Source organism: Nocardioides sp. YIM 152315 (genome assembly GCF_029210375.1).
Taxonomy (GTDB): domain Bacteria; phylum Actinomycetota; class Actinomycetes; order Propionibacteriales; family Nocardioidaceae; genus Nocardioides.
In genome coordinates, this window is the sequence record NZ_JARGER010000018.1 from 40,536 (window position 1) to 55,595 (window position 15,060).

Here is a 15,060-nt window from a genome sequence, read left to right on the forward strand (position 1 = left end):
CTCGGCCGGGTCGTTCCACGTACGGCGCCCTACGCCCGCCACGGCGGGATACTCCGTCACCTTCTGGCTGTCGATCCACCGGATCCACGACCAGAACGTGACGGACTATCCCGGCGGTCCGGTCCGGTCCGACACGGTCCGCTACGACATGTTGTCGACGACGCCGCCGTAGCGGGCCTCGAGGGGTGCGGGAGCGGTGCGGGCCCGCCGACGGAGGGTGAGCACCGAGCGCGGCCACCAGATGGCGCGGCGTCGGGCGGAGCGGGAGGCGCCGCCGGCGAGCGCGGCCACGCAGGCCTCGCCGTCGGCGCGCAGCCGCACCGGGTCGATCCGGGCGCCGGCGCGCGAGTAGCGGGCCAGCTCGAGCGTCAGCACCAGCCGGTCCAGGGCCGCTACGGCCTCGGGGGCGACGGCCGCGCCGTGTGCGGGACGCTCGATCGTCTCCGCGCCGACGGGCGCGCCGAGGTGGTCGATGAGGACGTCGCGGGTACGTCGTGGCGACCGGCCGTGCGGCCACGGGACGCCGAGGTCGAGGGCGGTGTCGTGGAGCTCGTCCCAGACCGGCTCGACCGCGCCCGCCGACAGCCGCTGCTCGCGGCGCCGTGAGCGCACCCCGCGGGGGAGCAGCAGCCCGGCGGCCAGCACCACCACTGCGGCGAGCGCGCCGAGCGTAGGGCCCCACGGGACCGTCGAGCCCGTCTCGCCGAACTCGTCGCCCTCCGCGGCGGCGGTCTCGGTCTCCTCGGGCCGGTTGGTCGGTGCGACGGCCGAGGAGCTCGCCTCGGGGGCTGCGGACTCCGTCGGGTCGTCGTCGGGCGTGCCCGGCACGGTGTATGGCGGCACGTTCTCGGCCCGGCCGGACGGGGTGGGCTCGAAGCGCACCCACCCGGCGCCGTCGAAGAACAGCTCGGGCCAGGCGTGCATGTCGTCGGAGCTGTAGACCCAGGTGTTCGCGCCGTCCGCCGAGGGGTTCAGGAATCCGATCGCGACGCGGGCCGGGATGCCGAGGTCGCGCGCCATCACCGCCATCGCCGAGGCGAACTGCTCGCAGTAGCCCTGCCGGCCACCGGGACCGTCGGACAGGAAGTCCACCAGGGCCTCGATGCCGTTGCCGTCGGCCCGGGCGAGCGAGTAGGTGAACTCCGAGCGGAACCACTCCTGCAGCGCGACCGCCTTCTCGTACAGCGTGGTCTCGTCGTCGGTGACCTGGGTCGCGAGGTCGTGGACGATCGAGGGCATGTCGCCGGGCAGCTCGGTGAAGATGCCGTCCACCTTGCCGGTGGGCGTGCCGGCCTCCTCGAGGCGCGTGGAGGTCAGGTCCAGCTGGGTGGAGGTCATCGTGTACTCGATCGCGGCCGCGGTCAGGTCCTCGTCGCCGGCGATGAAGTCCATCGTGCGCTGGTCGAAGCGCCAGTCGCCCGGCGCGTCGACGAGGCTGATCGGCGGCTGCGTCGGCAGCCAGCGGGAGTCGAACTCCGGCAGCACCGTGACCTGGTAGGGGTAGCTCCGCCGGTCGAGGTCGGCGGCGACGCCCTGCAGCGGAGGCATCTGGCCGTCGGCGAGCTGGTCGGCGGGGACCTCCCGGTCTCCCGGGCTCCACTCCGCCTCGGAGAAGCGGGTGAGCGTGAGGATCCGCAGGTACGACGGGTCCGGGTCGTTGGTCGTCACGCGGACCAGGGGGATGTCGTCGCCACGCTTGAGGTCGCGCACCAGGTCGGCGGTCGGGTTGTCGACGCGGATGTCGTCGCCCCCTCCGCTGCCCGGTCCGAAGTCGAGCAGGTGCAGCCCGGTGGCCGGGATCAGCACGGGCACCAGCACCGCGATCGCGGTGGCGGCGCCGCCGACCAGGCCAGCGGTGCTGCGCACGGTCGTCGCGCCGGCGCCGAAGGAGAGGGGGTCGCCGGTCTCGCGATCCTGGCCGAGCGGGCGGCCCCATCGCGCGACCTGGTCGGTCTCGTGGAGGAAGAGCATCATCAGGTAGCCGCCCGCGGTGGCGGCGAAGACCCACCAGACGACGGCGCCGTCGACCATGCCGACCGGGATGCTGAAGATCGCCAGCAGCGGCAGCCCGGCGAGCGGCACCCGATGCCACGTGGCCGCCAGCACGTCGACGAGGAGCAGGCAGGCCAGCCCGCCGAGGACGAGGAGCGGGTCGACGGGTGGCACGTCGACCGGCACCGGCGCGGCGTAGGCGTTGGCGCTGTCGACGGCGTCGCGGATCGTGGCGACCAGCTCCGTCCACGCCCCGCCGACCGGCAGCGGCGAGCCGGTGAGCAGCAGGCAGCTCAGCATCGCGGTCACCACGACCTGGAACGCGACCACGGCGGGCCCCGGCCAGCGCCACCAGCGTCCGGCGACCCCGGTGCCGGCGACGACGGCCGCGAGCAGGAGCAGCGGGTTGAGGAAGTCGCCCGGCTGCGCCGTCAGGTCGCGCCACGCGTTCATCGCGAGCCAGGTGGTGCCGGCCGCCGTGGCGGCGAAGAGCACGTTGGCGCCGAGGCGTCCCCGGGGCCGGTTCATGGTGCTCACGCGTCGACCCCGTGGTGCACGCCGCGCGAGGTCTGCGCGCTGGTGTGGCCGAGCTCCTGCCACACCGCGTCGAGTCGGTCACGCGGACGCAGGGCGACCGAGCGCCACCCCTGCTGGGCGAGCACCCGCGTCGTGCCGTCGTCCGGAGCGCCGCCGATCCAGGCATCGACGTCGACGGCGACGGCGAGCGCCGAGCCCGCGTGGTGCTGCATCCGGCGCAGCACCGGTAGGTCCGCCGCGTCCACGCCCCCGAACACCGCGACGGTGAGCCCGCCGTGGGCGCCCTCCGCGAGCCACCCGGTCTCGAGCCGCGGCTGCTGCACCGGGGCGACCACCGCGAGCGCCTCGAGCAGGGGCGCGGCGTTCAGGTCGGCGCCGCGCACGTGCCAGGCGCTGCCGGGCTCCTCGCCGGTCGCCGTGACCAGGCGTACGGCGAAGCCGCGTCGGGTCAGGTGCACGGCGATCGACGCCGCGGCGGACACCGCCGCCTCCAGTGAGGACGCGATCCCCTGCCCCCGGTGCGAGATCACCCGGTTGTCGAGGAAGAGTGTCGCCCGCGACTGCCAGGGCTGCTCCTCGCGGCGCACCATCAGCTGGCCGACGCGCGCCGAGCTGCGCCAGTGCACCCGGCGCAGGTCGTCGCCGCGGCGGTACTCACGCACGGTCACGTCCTCGGCGCTGCCGGTCGCGAACGCGCGCGGCCGGTTGTCACCGGAGCCGGTCCAGGCGCCGCCGAGCGGGATCTGGGGGAGCGGCACGGTCCGGGGCGTCACGGTCAGCGGCACCGTGGTGCGGAACGTGCGTCCGAGCTCGACGAGCCCGAACGGGTCGCTGACCCGCACCGACATCGGCCCGATCTCGAAGCGACCGCGCACGTCGGAGCGCACCTGGTAGCTCACCGAGTGTCGCCAGCCCTGGCTGATGCCCTCGAGCACGAAGCGGGGGCGGGTGCCGAGCACGTAGGGCACCTGGTCCTCGAGCAGGAGCACGCCGTTGGGCGCGAGGCCGTCGTTCGCGAGCGTGAGCGTGACCCGTGCCGGCTGCCCGGCCGCCACCAGCTGCGGGGTGACGTTGCGGACGAGCGTCAGCCGGTAGCGGTTGCGCGCCAGCACCAGCACGGTGAGGAGCGTCAGGGCCAGGAGCAGCACGCCGACCCGGGCGAGCGTCGTCTGGTTGAGCATGACCGAGCAGACGATCGCCGTGACTCCGGCAGCCAGGAACGCCCGTCCGCGGACGGTCAGCCCGGCCAGTGCCTCTCTCATGAGCACCCCATGGTCAGCTCGGCGTCTCGCGCGGTCAGCGGGCGCCGCCGGGGACGGCGACCGTCCCGACCACGGCGTCCAGGATGGCGGCCGTCGACCGGCCGCTCATCGCGGCCTCGACGCTGGGCAGCAGCCGGTGGGCGAGCACCGGCCGCGTGAGCCGATGGATGTCGTCGGGGAGCACGTACTCGCGGCCGTCCATGGCCGCGACGGCCTTGGCGGCCCGCACGAGGTGCAGCGTCGCGCGGGGCGACGCGCCCAGCGACAGCTCGTCGGAGCGACGGGTCGCCGAGGTGATGGCGACGGCGTACCGCTGCACGTCGGGGGAGACGTGGACCTGGTTGACGATCGCGATCAGCTTGCGCACCTCGGCGGCGTCGGTGACCGGCTCGAGGTCGTCCAGGGGGTTCGCCCCCGTGTGGGTGTCGAGCATCGCGATCTCCGCGGCCTCGACGGGATAGCCCACCGACACCCGGGCCATGAAGCGGTCGCGCTGCGCCTCCGGCAGCGCGTAGGTGCCCTCCATCTCGATCGGGTTCTGGGTCGCGATGACCATGAACGGCTGCTCGAGCTGGTAGGTCGTGTTGTCGACGGTGACCTGGCGCTCCTCCATGCACTCCAGCAGCGCCGACTGCGTCTTCGGCGAGGCGCGGTTGATCTCGTCGCCGACCACGATGTTGGCGAAGACGCCGCCGGGCCGGAACTCGAACTCGCGGGTGTTCTGGTTGAACACCGACACGCCCGTCACGTCCGAGGGCAGCAGGTCCGGGGTGAACTGGATGCGCCGCACGGTGGAGTCGATGCTGCGGGCGAGCGCCTTGCTCAGCATCGTCTTGCCGACGCCGGGCACGTCCTCGATGAGCAGGTGGCCCTCGGCGAGGAGTACGACGAGCGAGGAGTTGACGACGTCGGGCTTCCCCTCGATGACCCTCTCGATGTTCGAACGAACCCGCCCGACGACCCGCGCCAGCGTCTCGAGGTCCGCCCCACCCGTATGCATGTCCACGTCGTCCCTCACTCCTAGCCCAAGCGGCCCGCCGTCGTGTGAGGCGGACCACGCTGTCCCAACCGTAATTCGTGGACGGAAACCTACGTGGCCCGGAGGCCGCACGCATCTGACTCCGGTGATCACGTTCTGGTTGCGGCGCCGGTTCACCCGGCCGCACGGGTCGTGCCGGCGCCTGTCCCGGCCACCCCGGCCGCTCCACCGCGCCCCACCACCTGCGCGAGATCTCCCCACCGGCGCACCACCGGTCCGGAGCGCACCGCGCCGCACCCGAACTGACCTGCGCAGACGCCGAAGAGGTACGCCGCGGCGCGGCATGCCGGCCGGACCGGGACCCGCCCACGGAGACGCGAGAACCCGGCGCCTCGACACGCCCAATGTGGTTGACGGTGGTGCAATGTGGAGTAGAGTGGAGCGCAGTGGAGGAAGGGTCACTGACAGGAGTCGGTGGAGCGGAGGTGCCCGGTGTTCTTCATGGGCACGTTCACGCCGAAGCTCGACGACAAGGGGCGGCTCTTCCTTCCGGCGAAGTTCAGGGATCGGCTCGCGGAGGGGCTCGTGGTCACACAGGGACAGGAGAACTGCCTCGTCGTGTGGCCGACCGACGTCTTCATGGAGGAGGCGCGGCGGGCCCAGACGACACCGATGACGGTGCGGGGCGCGCGTGACTACGCCCGCATCCTCTTCGCCGGCGCGGACGAGGGGTCCCTGGACAAGCAGGGCCGGATCGGCATCCCCGTCCCGCTGCGCGAGTACGCCGGCCTCGACCGCGACGTGGTCGTCATCGGCGTGATGGACCGCATCGAGATCTGGGACCCGACCCGCTGGCGCGACTACTCGGCCGGCGCCCAGGCGAAGTTCGCCGAGCTCGACGAGCAGCCCGCCCAGCCGAGCTAGCCCCACCAGTCGCCACCGGGCACCACCACAGCAGAACAGCGATCCGCAGGACGAGGTCTCGAGCCCGCTCCCGCCGCCGTCTGGGGCACCTTCCCCGGTTCCAGACGGCACGCATCTGGGGCACCTTCCCCGGTTCCAGATGCCTTCCCACCCGGGAGCGGGCAGGGACCTGGTCAGGCGGATCGCCGTACGTGCAGCACCACCCGAGAGCACTTCCCCACGCACCACCACATCGAGGGTCGAGACCATGAGCATCGCCGCCGCGGCACCGTCGCCGCACCTGGCCGCGCCGGCTGCCGAGCCGGAGGCGTCGCCCGCACCGGGCCCGGTCCGGGTGCGACAGCTGGCGCGGGACGCCGCGACGCTGATGGCCTTCTCGGCGGCGGTCTCCCTCGGCGTCGCGGTGTGCTTCCTGCTCCTCGCACTCGCGGCGCGTCAGGCCTGACATGGCGACCTCTTCGCACGTCCCGGTCCTCCTCGACCGGGTCGTCTCGCTCCTGACACCCGCGCTCGACCGGCCGGGCGCCGTGCTCGTGGACGCGACCCTCGGGCTCGGTGGCCACAGCGAGGCCGTGCTCTCGCGCATCGACGCGGCCCGTGTCGTCGGCGTCGACCGCGACCCGCAGGCGCTCGAGCTCGCGAGCCGCCGGCTCGCGCCGTACGGCGCCCGCTTCACCGCGGTCCACGCCGTCTACGACGAGATCGCGGAGGTGCTCGCCGACCTGGACCTGCCGGCCGTCGACGGAGTGCTCTTCGACCTCGGCGTCTCGTCGATGCAGCTCGACGTCCGCGAGCGTGGGTTCGCCTACGCCGAGGACGCTCCGCTCGACATGCGCATGGACGGCACCAGCGGCCTCACCGCGGCCGACGTGCTCAACACCTACGCCGCCGCCGAGCTTGCGCGGATCCTCAAGGAGTACGGCGAGGAGAGGTTCGCCCGCAAGATCGCCGCCGCCGTCGTCCGGGAGCGGGAGCGGGAGCCGTTCGCGACGTCCGGCCGCCTGGTCGAGCTGCTGTACGCCGAGATCCCGGCGCCCGCCCGCCGGACCGGGGGACACCCGGCCAAGCGCACGTTCCAGGCGCTGCGGATGGAGGTCAACGACGAGCTGGCGGTGCTGCGCCGGGCGATGCCCGCCGCCATCGACGCCGTCAACGTCGGTGGCCGGGTCGTCGTGGAGTCCTACCACTCGCTGGAGGACCGGCTGGTCAAGCAGGCGTTCACCGCCGCGACCCGCAGCGACGTGCCCGAAGATCTGCCGTTCGTGCCGGAGGGGCACGAGCCGGCGCTCCGCCTGGTCACCCGCGGGAGCGAGAAGGCCGGGCCGGAGGAGATCGCGGACAACCCGCGCGCGGCCTCGGTGCGGCTGCGGGCCATCGAACGTGTGCGAGAAGGGGGAGCCGCAGCGTGAGCGAGCGAAGCGAGCGAGTCATCCAGTACAGCGCGAGATGTGCCTCATCGGCGCACGGAGCGAAGCGAGTACGTCGATGAGCAATGCAGCGATGCAGGTGAGGTCCCGGATCCCGAGGATCGCGGGCGCGGCGGTCGAGCGAGCGCGGCTCACGGTCGTCCCGCGCCGGCGCCGGTCGGCCGGTCGTGCGCCGTTCCTCGCGCTGGTGTCGATGGTGCTGCTCGGCGGCGTCGTCGGGCTGCTGCTCTTCAACACGTCGATGCAGCAGGCCTCCTTCGCGAGCACGGCGCTCGAGCAGCAGGCGACCCGCCTCGCCGCCCGCCAGCAGAGCCTCGAGATGGAGCTCGACGAGCTGCGCAACCCCCAGCGCATCGCCGCCGCGGCCAAGCGGCTCGGCATGGTGCAGGCGTGCAGCCCGGCGTTCCTGCGGCTCGGCACCGGCGAGGTGCAGGGCCAGCCGTGCGCGGGCGGCGGCCCGGAGAGCCCGTCGCTCCGGATCAACCCGCTCCCGCCGACCAAGCCGGCGATCCTGGACCCGCCGCCGAACGTCGTCACCGTCGACCCGCCGGCCGGTGACGCCGAGAGCACGGACAACTCCTCGGGCGACACGGGCCGCGGCAACCCGGATCGCGATGCCCGGGACGGTAGGAAGAAGAACGACCGGTAGGCCCCGGTCCGTTCGCGACCCCACCCGACCCCCTGACCAGAGGAGCAGCCGTTGCCCGCGACCACGCCCCGCGGCACCCGGCGCGGCTCGCCACAGCTGCGGCTGCGCATCGGGTTCGTCGTGATCGCGATGGCGCTCTCGGTCTTCGGTGCGCGCCTGGTGCAGCTGCAGGGCATCGACCCCAACTCGTACGCCGAGATGGCCGCCGCCGAAGGCATCGAGGAGGTCGAGCTGCCGGCCACCCGGGGTGAGATCGTCGACCGCGACGGCGAGCCGCTCGCCAGCTCCGTCGACGGGATGATGCTGGTCGCCGACCCGAAGCTCACCGACGAGCACGCGGCGGACCTCGCCGCGTTCCTCTACAAGTTGCTCGACGTCGACTACGTGAGCACGCTCGCGAAGCTGCGTGCGCACGAGACCGACGAGGGCGTGGAGGCGCGGTTCGAGTACGTCGCCCGGCGGGTGCCCGCCACGATCGCGACCGACGTCGTCGAGGAGGCCGAGCGCCGCGGGTTCGAGGGCCTCGACACCTGGCGCGACCCGCTGCGTGACTACCCGGCGGGAGACGTGGCCGCCAACCTGGTGGGCTTCGTGGGCACCGACGAGCCGCTGGCCGGCCTCGAGCGGACCTTCGACAAGGAGCTCGCCGGCATCGACGGCTCGGCCCGCTACGAGGTGGGCAGCGGCAACCGGCTCCCCCTCGGCGAGAGCACGACCACCGACCCGGTCGACGGGCGCGACCTCGAGACCACGCTGGACCTGAAGCTCCAGTGGTACGCGCAGCGGGTGGTCCGCCAGACCGTGGAGGACGCCCGGGCCGACTCGGGCTTCGCGGTCGTGATGGACACGCGCACCGGCGAGCTGCTCGCCGTGGCCGATGACCCGACGTACGACGCCAACAAGCCGACCGACGCCCCGAAGGCCGACCTCGGCTCGCGCGCCCTGCAGAACGTCTACGAGCCCGGCTCGGTCCAGAAGGTGCTGACGGCCAGCTCCCTGATCGACCTGGGCCTGGTCACGCCGCGCACGAAGATCGTCGTGCCGTCGCAGCTGGACCGCGACGGACGGGTCATCCACGACTGGTTCGGCCACGGCACGCTGCACATGACGCTGACCGGCGCGATCGCCCAGTCGTCGAACATCGCCACCGTGCTCGCCGCCGACAAGTTCAAGCGCGGCCAGCTCTACAGCTACCTGCGCCACTTCGGACTCGGCCGCCGCACCGACATCGGCGTGCGGGGCGAGACCAAGGGCCTGCTCCCGCCGCTCGCCGAGTGGACCTCGCAGCTGGAGGACCGCATCGACTTCGGCCAGTCGCTGTCGGTCAACGGCGTGCAGATGACCGCGGCGATCAACACGATCGCCAACGGCGGTGTCCGGGTCTCGCCGAGCCTGGTCAAGGGCTCGGCGACGACCGACGACGGCCAGCAGGTCGGCACCGACCACACGACCCGCAAGCGGGTCGTCGGCGAGCAGGCCGCCCGCCAGACCGCGATTATGATGGAGCGGGTCGTCGATCCCGACGTCGGCGTCGCCCCCGCCGCCGCGGTCCCGGGCTACCGGGTGGCGGGCAAGACCGGCACGGCGCAGGCCGTCGGCGCCGAGTGCGGCTGCTACGACGGCACGTTCACGGTGTCCTTCGCCGGCTTCGCCCCGGCCGACGACCCGCGGTTCACGATCTACGTGGTCGTCCAGAACCCGCGCAACGGCGGTGGCGGCGGCTCGGTCGCGGGCCCGGCGTTCTCCCAGATCATGAGCTACGCGCTGCGCCGATACCAGGTGCCCCCGACCGGCACCAGGCCCTCCCGGCTGCCGGTCGCGTGGTGACTCCCGCGCAGCGATAGGTTCACGTGGTGAGCGACTCCACTCGGCCGCAGCGCCCTCCGCGGACGCCGCTCGCGACCCTCGCGGCGTGGCTCGAGGAGGCCGTCGGGGTGCGGGTCGCCGGAGCCGCGGAAGGCGTCGCCGTGACCGGCATGTCGCTCTCCTCACAGCGGATCCGCAGGGGTGACCTCTACGCCGCCCTGCCCGGCACCCGCGCGCACGGGATGGACTTCGCCGCGGCGGCCGTCGCCGCCGGGGCCGTCGCGGTGCTCACCGACGAGGCGGGAGCTGCGGCCGCGGCGGTCGACGTACCGGTGCTCGTCGTCGACCGGCCCCGGGCCGTGCTCGGAGCCCTGGCCGCCCGCGTCTACGGCGAACCCGCCGAGTCCATGCGGATGATCGGGGTGACCGGCACCCAGGGCAAGACCACCACCACGCGCCTGCTCGAGGGCGGACTCACCACGGTGGGCGACACCGCGGCCGTGATCGGCACGGTCGGCACCCGCGTCGCCGGCGAGGACGTGCCGACGGTGCTGACGACGCCGGAGGCGCCGGACCTGCACGGGCTCTTCGCGATGATGCGCGAGCGCGGCGTGACGACCTGCGCGATGGAGGTGTCCAGCCATGCGCTGGTGATGGGCCGGGTCGACGGCGTGGTCTTCGACGTCGCCGTCTTCCTCAACCTCGGTCGCGACCACCTCGACTTCCACGCGGACGTCGAGGACTACTTCCGGGCCAAGGCGTCGCTCTTCACGCCGGCGCGCGCCCGGCTCGGCCTGGTCAACGTCGACGACGACCACGGCCGGCGCCTCGTCACCGAGGCGGGCGTGCCGGTCCGCACCTTCTCGACCGGCGGCGACGCGGACTGGACCGTCGAGGACGTCGAGCTCGGGCCGGAGGGCTCGACGTTCGTCGTGGTGGCCCCCGACGGCCGGCGGATCGCCGCGCGCTGCCCACTGCCCGGCGACTTCAACGTCGCCAACACGCTCGCGGCCGTCGCGGCGGCGGGGGAGGCGGGCCTCGACCCGGCCGTCGTCGCCGCCGGCATCGCCGCGGCGGATGGCGTGCCCGGTCGCCTCGAACGGGTCGACCTCGGCCAGGACTTCCTGGTGGTGGTCGACTACGCCCACAAGCCGGACGCGGTCGAGGCCGCGATCCGCACGCTGCGGCCGCTGACGGAGGGGCGGGTGATCGTCGTGCTCGGCGCCGGCGGCGACCGCGACCCCGGCAAGCGGCCGATCATGGCCGCGATCGCCGCCCGGCTCGCCGACCTGCTGGTGGTCACCGACGACAACCCCCGCACCGAGGACCCCGCCTCGATCCGGGCCGCGATGCTCGCGGGTGTCGCGGGCCCCGCCGAGGTGCTCGAGGTCGGCGACCGGCGCGCGGCCATCCGCGAGGCGGTGCGGCGGGCCCGGCCGGGCGACATCGTGCTGGTCGCCGGCAAGGGCCACGAGACCGGACAGGAGATCGACGGCGTGGTGCACCCGTTCGACGACCGGGAGGTCGCCCGGGAGGAGCTCGCATGCTTGCCCTGACCCTGGCGGAGATCGCGGCCGTCGTGGGCGGGAGCGTGCACGGCGACCCGACCCTCGTCGTCACCGGCCCCGCCTACGTCGACAGCCGGAGGCCCGAGGCCGCCGGTCTCTTCGTCGCGGTCGTGGGCGAGCGCGTGGACGGGCACGAGTACGCCGCGGGCGCCCACGCCGTCCTCGGCAGCCGGCCGACCGAGGCACCGACGGTCGTGGTCGCCGATCCCGTCGTCGCGCTCGGGCGCCTCGCCGGGCACGTCGTGCGCCGGCTCCCCGCGACGGTGCTCGCGCTCACCGGCTCGCAGGGCAAGACCGGCACCAAGGACTACCTCGCCCAGGTGCTCGCCATGGCCGGGCCGACGGTCGCGACGGCCGGAAGCTTCAACAACGAGCTCGGCCTGCCGCTGACCGTGCTGGGCGCGGACGCAGACACCCGCCACCTGGTGCTGGAGATGGGGGCGCGCGGGATCGGCCACATCGCGTACCTCTGCGAGATCGCCCCACCGCACATCGCGGCGGTGATCAACGTCGGCACGGCGCACGTGGGCGAGTTCGGCTCCCGCGAGGCGATCGCGCTGGCCAAGGGCGAGATCGTGGAGGCGCTGCCCGAGGACGGCGTCGCCGTGCTCAACGCCGACGACGAGCTCGTGGCGGCGATGGCCGACCGCACGCACGCGCGGTTGCTGCGGTTCGGCAGCGACGCCGAGGTCACGACCCGGAGCGTGGAGGTGGACGACCTCTCCCGGCCGACCTTCGAGATCGGCCACGACGGCGCGTGGCACCCGGTCAGGCTGCGCCAGTCGGGCCTGCACCAGGTCCAGAACGCGCTCGCCGCGGCGACGATGGCGATCGCGGCCGGCGTGCCGGTCGACCGCGTGGCCGCGGCCCTGTCGGAGGCAGAGCCGGCGTCGCCGATGCGAATGGAGCTCCACGAGCGCGGCGACGGCCTGCTGGTGATCAACGACGCCTACAACGCCAACCCGGCCTCAATGACGGCCGCGCTCGGCGCGCTCAGGACGATCGGCGAGCGCCGCGGACGACGTACGGTCGCCGTCCTCGGGGAGATGCGCGAGCTCGGCGACAGCTCGACGGCGGGCCACCACGAGGTCGGCGAGACCGCGCGGACCCTCGGCATCGACGCGGTCGTGGTCGTCGGTGCGGCGGCGGCAGCCATCGCCGAGGGCTACGGCGATGAGGCGATCGTCACGGCGGGGCGCGACGAGGCACTGGCCTGGGTGCGGGAGAATGTCGCGGGCGCCGACGTCGTGCTGGTCAAGGCCTCGCGCGGAGCCGCCCTGGAGACGATCGCGGACGGACTGCTGGAGGGAGGCGAGACCACGCGATGAGAGCCATCCTCTTCGGTGGCGGCCTGGCCCTGCTGATCTCGCTGCTCGGCACCCGGGTCGCGATCAACCTCTTCACCCGCTGGGGCTACGGCCAGGAGATCCGCGACGACGGACCCACCAGCCACCACACCAAGCGCGGCACGCCCACGATGGGCGGCGTCGTGATCATCCTGGCGACCGTCGTGGGCTACTTCGGCGCGCTGCTGATCACCGCGACCCCGCCGTCGGCGTCCGCGCTGCTGCTGCTCTTCCTCTTCGTCGGGATGGGCCTGGTCGGCTTCCTCGACGACTACATCAAGATCTCCAAGCAGCGCAGCCTCGGCCTGCGCAGCAAGGCGAAGATGATCGGGCAGACCGTGGTCGCCGTCGTCTTCGGCGTGCTGGCGCTCTCCCCGTGGCTGGAGGACGAGAGCGGCACCACGCCGGCCTCCCAGAACATCTCGTTCCTGCGCGACATCAGCTGGCTGGCGCTGCCGATGTTCCTCGCGGTCGTCCTGATCTGGGTGATCATCGTCGGCACCAGCAACGGCGTGAACCTCGCCGACGGTCTCGACGGCCTCGCCACCGGCGCCTGCACGATGGTGTTCGCGGCGTACATGATCGTGAACATCTGGCAGAGCAACCAGTCGTGCGCGGTCGAGGACACCGCGCTCTGCTACGACGTACGAGATCCGCTCGACCTCGCGATCGTGGCCGCCGCGCTCACCGGCGCGTGCTTCGGCTTCCTGTGGTGGAACGCCTCACCGGCCGCGATCTTCATGGGCGACACCGGGTCGCTCTCGCTCGGCGGCGCGCTCGCCGGGCTCGCGATCCTGACCCGCACCGAGCTGCTGCTGGTCATCCTCGGCGGCCTCTTCCTCGTGATCACGCTCTCGGTGATGGTGCAGGTGGGCTTCTTCAAGCTGTCGCGCAGGTCCGGCCTGGTCCGGAAGGTCTTCCGGGTGGGGCCCGGCCACCGCGTCTTCCGGATGGCGCCCCTGCAGCACCACTTCGAGCTCCTCGGCTGGGAGCAGGTCACGATCGTGATCCGGTTCTGGATCATCACCGGGCTCTGCGTCGCCGGCGGCCTGGGCGTCTTCTACGCCGAGTGGGTGGCGAGGCTGTAGTGGATCCGACCATCCTCGGCCGGCACGACTCCTGGGAGGGCGTCCGCGCGGTCGTCGCGGGCTTCGGCGTGTCCGGGTTCGCCGCCGCCGACAACCTCAACCACCTCGGCGCCGACGTGATCGCGCTCGACGAGTCCGAGGCGGGCGACCGCCCCGAGAAGGCCGAGCTCCTCGAGGTCCTCGGCGCCGACGTGCGCCTCGGCAGCGGAGCCACCGACGCGCTCCCCGACGAGGTCGACCTGCTCGTCGCCTCGCCCGGCTGGAGGCCCACCGCGCCGCTGCTCGCGCAGGCCGCCGCCCGCGGCGTGCCGATCTGGGGCGAGGTCGAGCTCGCCTGGCGGCTGCGCGACCCCCACCAGCACACGCCGTGGCTGTGCGTCACCGGCACCAACGGCAAGACCACGACCGTCCGGATGCTCGACGCGATCCTGCGCGCCGCCGGGCTGCGCAGCGTCGCGGTCGGCAACGTCGGGCTGCCGGTCGTCGAGGCGGTCATGGATCCCGAGCCGTACGACGTGTTCGCGGTCGAGCTCTCCAGCTTCCAGCTCCACTACACCGACTCGATGGCCGCCGAGGCGGCCGCGGTGCTCAACATCGCCGAGGACCACCTGGACTGGTACACCGGCCCGTCGGGGATGACCGACTACGCCGCCGACAAGGGCCGCATCTACCGGGGCGTGCAGCGCGCCTGCGTCTACAACGCGGCAGACCCCGAGACCGAGCGGCTGGTCCGCGCGGCCGACGTGGTCGAGGGCGCCCGGGCGATCGGCTTCACGCTCGGCATGCCGGCGGTCGGCATGGTCGGCCTGGTCGAGGACATCCTCGCCGACCGGGCGTTCATCGAGCAGCGCCAGACGAGCGCCGCCGAGCTGTGCACCATCGGTGACCTCGCACTCAACAACCCGGGAGGGGCGGCTCCACACATGGTCGCCAACGCCCTCGCGGCGGCCGCGCTGGCCCGCGCGCACGGGGTCTCGCAGGCCGCGGTCCGCGACGGCCTGCGGGCGTTCCGTCCCGACGGCCACCGGATCGCGGTCGTCGGGGAGGCGCGCGGCGTCACCTGGGTCGACGACTCGAAGGCCACCAACCCGCATGCCGCGCAGTCGTCGCTGCTGGCCTACGACCCGGTCGTGTGGGTGGCTGGCGGCCTGGCCAAGGGCGCCACGTTCGACGGGCTGGTGCTCGCGGTGCGGGAGCGGCTGCGCGGCGTCGTGCTCCTCGGGCGGGACCGTGACCTGATCGCCGGCGCGCTTTCGCGACACGCCCCGGATGTGCCCGTGATCGTGGTCGGCGACGACGAGACTGACCCCGTAGATGGTGGGCATGCCATGGAGCGCGTCGTGGCGGCCGCTGCCGAGTTGTCTCGACCCGGCGACACGGTGCTGCTGGCCCCGGGATGCGCCTCCATGGACATGTTCACCAACTACGGCGAGCGCGGCGACGCGTTCGCCGACGCCGTACGTCGCAGGCTGTGATCCGGGA

At 73.2% G+C, this 15,060-nt stretch carries 12 protein-coding genes; 9 read left to right on the forward strand and 3 right to left on the reverse strand.

All coding sequences use genetic code 11. From position 1 onward, the window contains the following. Positions 1-141 precede the first annotated feature (141 nt). Genes PZ894_RS05760 through PZ894_RS05770 form a run of 3 tightly spaced genes read right to left on the reverse strand, consistent with a single transcriptional unit; the run spans position 142 to position 4,791 of the window. Positions 142-2,520, reverse strand: coding sequence for a DUF3488 and transglutaminase-like domain-containing protein (locus PZ894_RS05760; RefSeq protein ID WP_275743683.1), 2,379 nt, complete (start codon positions 2,518-2,520; stop codon positions 142-144). 5 nt (positions 2,521-2,525) lie between these two features. Further along, on the reverse strand, positions 2,526-3,791 hold the full coding sequence (locus PZ894_RS05765; protein WP_275743329.1) for a DUF58 domain-containing protein: 1,266 nt from the start codon (positions 3,789-3,791) through the stop codon (positions 2,526-2,528). Between the two features lie 34 nt (positions 3,792-3,825). Continuing rightward, entirely contained in the window at positions 3,826-4,791 is a 966-nt protein-coding gene (locus tag PZ894_RS05770) for a MoxR family ATPase (protein WP_275743331.1), read from the reverse strand. Positions 4,792-5,271: 480 nt separating this feature from the next. Here PZ894_RS05770 and mraZ point away from each other — a divergent pair, with 480 nt between their 5' ends. The 9 genes from mraZ (at position 5,272) to murD (ending at position 15,053) form a co-directional block, all read left to right on the forward strand. After that, positions 5,272-5,694, forward strand: a complete 423-nt coding sequence (gene mraZ, locus PZ894_RS05775; protein WP_275743333.1) for a division/cell wall cluster transcriptional repressor MraZ — start codon at positions 5,272-5,274, stop codon at positions 5,692-5,694. A 247-nt stretch (positions 5,695-5,941) separates the two neighbouring features. Then, positions 5,942-6,139 (forward strand): hypothetical protein, encoded by a 198-nt coding sequence (locus tag PZ894_RS05780; RefSeq protein WP_275743335.1) that lies wholly within the window; start codon positions 5,942-5,944, stop codon positions 6,137-6,139. Position 6,140: 1 nt separating this feature from the next. Further along, positions 6,141-7,103: a 16S rRNA (cytosine(1402)-N(4))-methyltransferase RsmH gene (gene rsmH / locus PZ894_RS05785; RefSeq protein WP_275743337.1), complete on the forward strand. Its 963-nt coding sequence runs from the start codon at positions 6,141-6,143 to the stop codon at positions 7,101-7,103. A gap of 76 nt (positions 7,104-7,179) precedes the next feature. Next, positions 7,180-7,770, forward strand: coding sequence for a hypothetical protein (locus PZ894_RS05790; RefSeq protein ID WP_275743339.1), 591 nt, complete (start codon positions 7,180-7,182; stop codon positions 7,768-7,770). Between the two features lie 51 nt (positions 7,771-7,821). Beyond that, positions 7,822-9,597: a penicillin-binding protein 2 gene (locus PZ894_RS05795; protein WP_275743341.1), complete on the forward strand. Its 1,776-nt coding sequence runs from the start codon at positions 7,822-7,824 to the stop codon at positions 9,595-9,597. Between the two features lie 23 nt (positions 9,598-9,620). Continuing rightward, complete coding sequence (locus tag PZ894_RS05800; RefSeq protein WP_275743343.1) at positions 9,621-11,132, forward strand: UDP-N-acetylmuramoyl-L-alanyl-D-glutamate--2,6-diaminopimelate ligase; 1,512 nt, start codon at positions 9,621-9,623, stop codon at positions 11,130-11,132. Then, positions 11,120-12,472 carry a UDP-N-acetylmuramoyl-tripeptide--D-alanyl-D-alanine ligase gene (gene murF, locus PZ894_RS05805; RefSeq protein WP_275743345.1) on the forward strand — a complete coding sequence of 451 codons (1,353 nt, stop codon included), beginning with the start codon at positions 11,120-11,122 and terminating at the stop codon, positions 12,470-12,472. The genes PZ894_RS05800 and murF overlap by 13 nt, the downstream gene beginning before the upstream one ends. Next, complete coding sequence (mraY, locus tag PZ894_RS05810) at positions 12,469-13,578, forward strand: phospho-N-acetylmuramoyl-pentapeptide-transferase (protein ID WP_275743346.1); 1,110 nt, start codon at positions 12,469-12,471, stop codon at positions 13,576-13,578. Before murF ends, mraY begins: the two co-directional genes overlap by 4 nt. Further along, complete coding sequence (gene murD / locus PZ894_RS05815; RefSeq protein ID WP_275743348.1) at positions 13,578-15,053, forward strand: UDP-N-acetylmuramoyl-L-alanine--D-glutamate ligase; 1,476 nt, start codon at positions 13,578-13,580, stop codon at positions 15,051-15,053. The genes mraY and murD overlap by 1 nt, the downstream gene beginning before the upstream one ends. Positions 15,054-15,060 lie beyond the last annotated feature (7 nt).

What these genes read in the sequence shown, in the direction of transcription:
- PZ894_RS05760 (WP_275743683.1), bottom strand. Translation starts at nt 2,520, where the DNA reads ATGAACCGGCCCCGGGGACGCCTCGGCGCCAACGTGCTCTTCGCCGCC.
- PZ894_RS05765 (WP_275743329.1), bottom strand. Translation starts at nt 3,791, where the DNA reads ATGAGAGAGGCACTGGCCGGGCTGACCGTCCGCGGACGGGCGTTCCTG.
- PZ894_RS05770 (WP_275743331.1), bottom strand. Translation starts at nt 4,791, where the DNA reads ATGCATACGGGTGGGGCGGACCTCGAGACGCTGGCGCGGGTCGTCGGG.
- mraZ (WP_275743333.1), top strand. Translation starts at nt 5,272, where the DNA reads ATGGGCACGTTCACGCCGAAGCTCGACGACAAGGGGCGGCTCTTCCTT.
- PZ894_RS05780 (WP_275743335.1), top strand. Translation starts at nt 5,942, where the DNA reads ATGAGCATCGCCGCCGCGGCACCGTCGCCGCACCTGGCCGCGCCGGCT.
- rsmH (WP_275743337.1), top strand. Translation starts at nt 6,141, where the DNA reads ATGGCGACCTCTTCGCACGTCCCGGTCCTCCTCGACCGGGTCGTCTCG.
- PZ894_RS05790 (WP_275743339.1), top strand. Translation starts at nt 7,180, where the DNA reads ATGAGCAATGCAGCGATGCAGGTGAGGTCCCGGATCCCGAGGATCGCG.
- murF (WP_275743345.1), top strand. Translation starts at nt 11,120, where the DNA reads ATGCTTGCCCTGACCCTGGCGGAGATCGCGGCCGTCGTGGGCGGGAGC.
- mraY (WP_275743346.1), top strand. Translation starts at nt 12,469, where the DNA reads ATGAGAGCCATCCTCTTCGGTGGCGGCCTGGCCCTGCTGATCTCGCTG.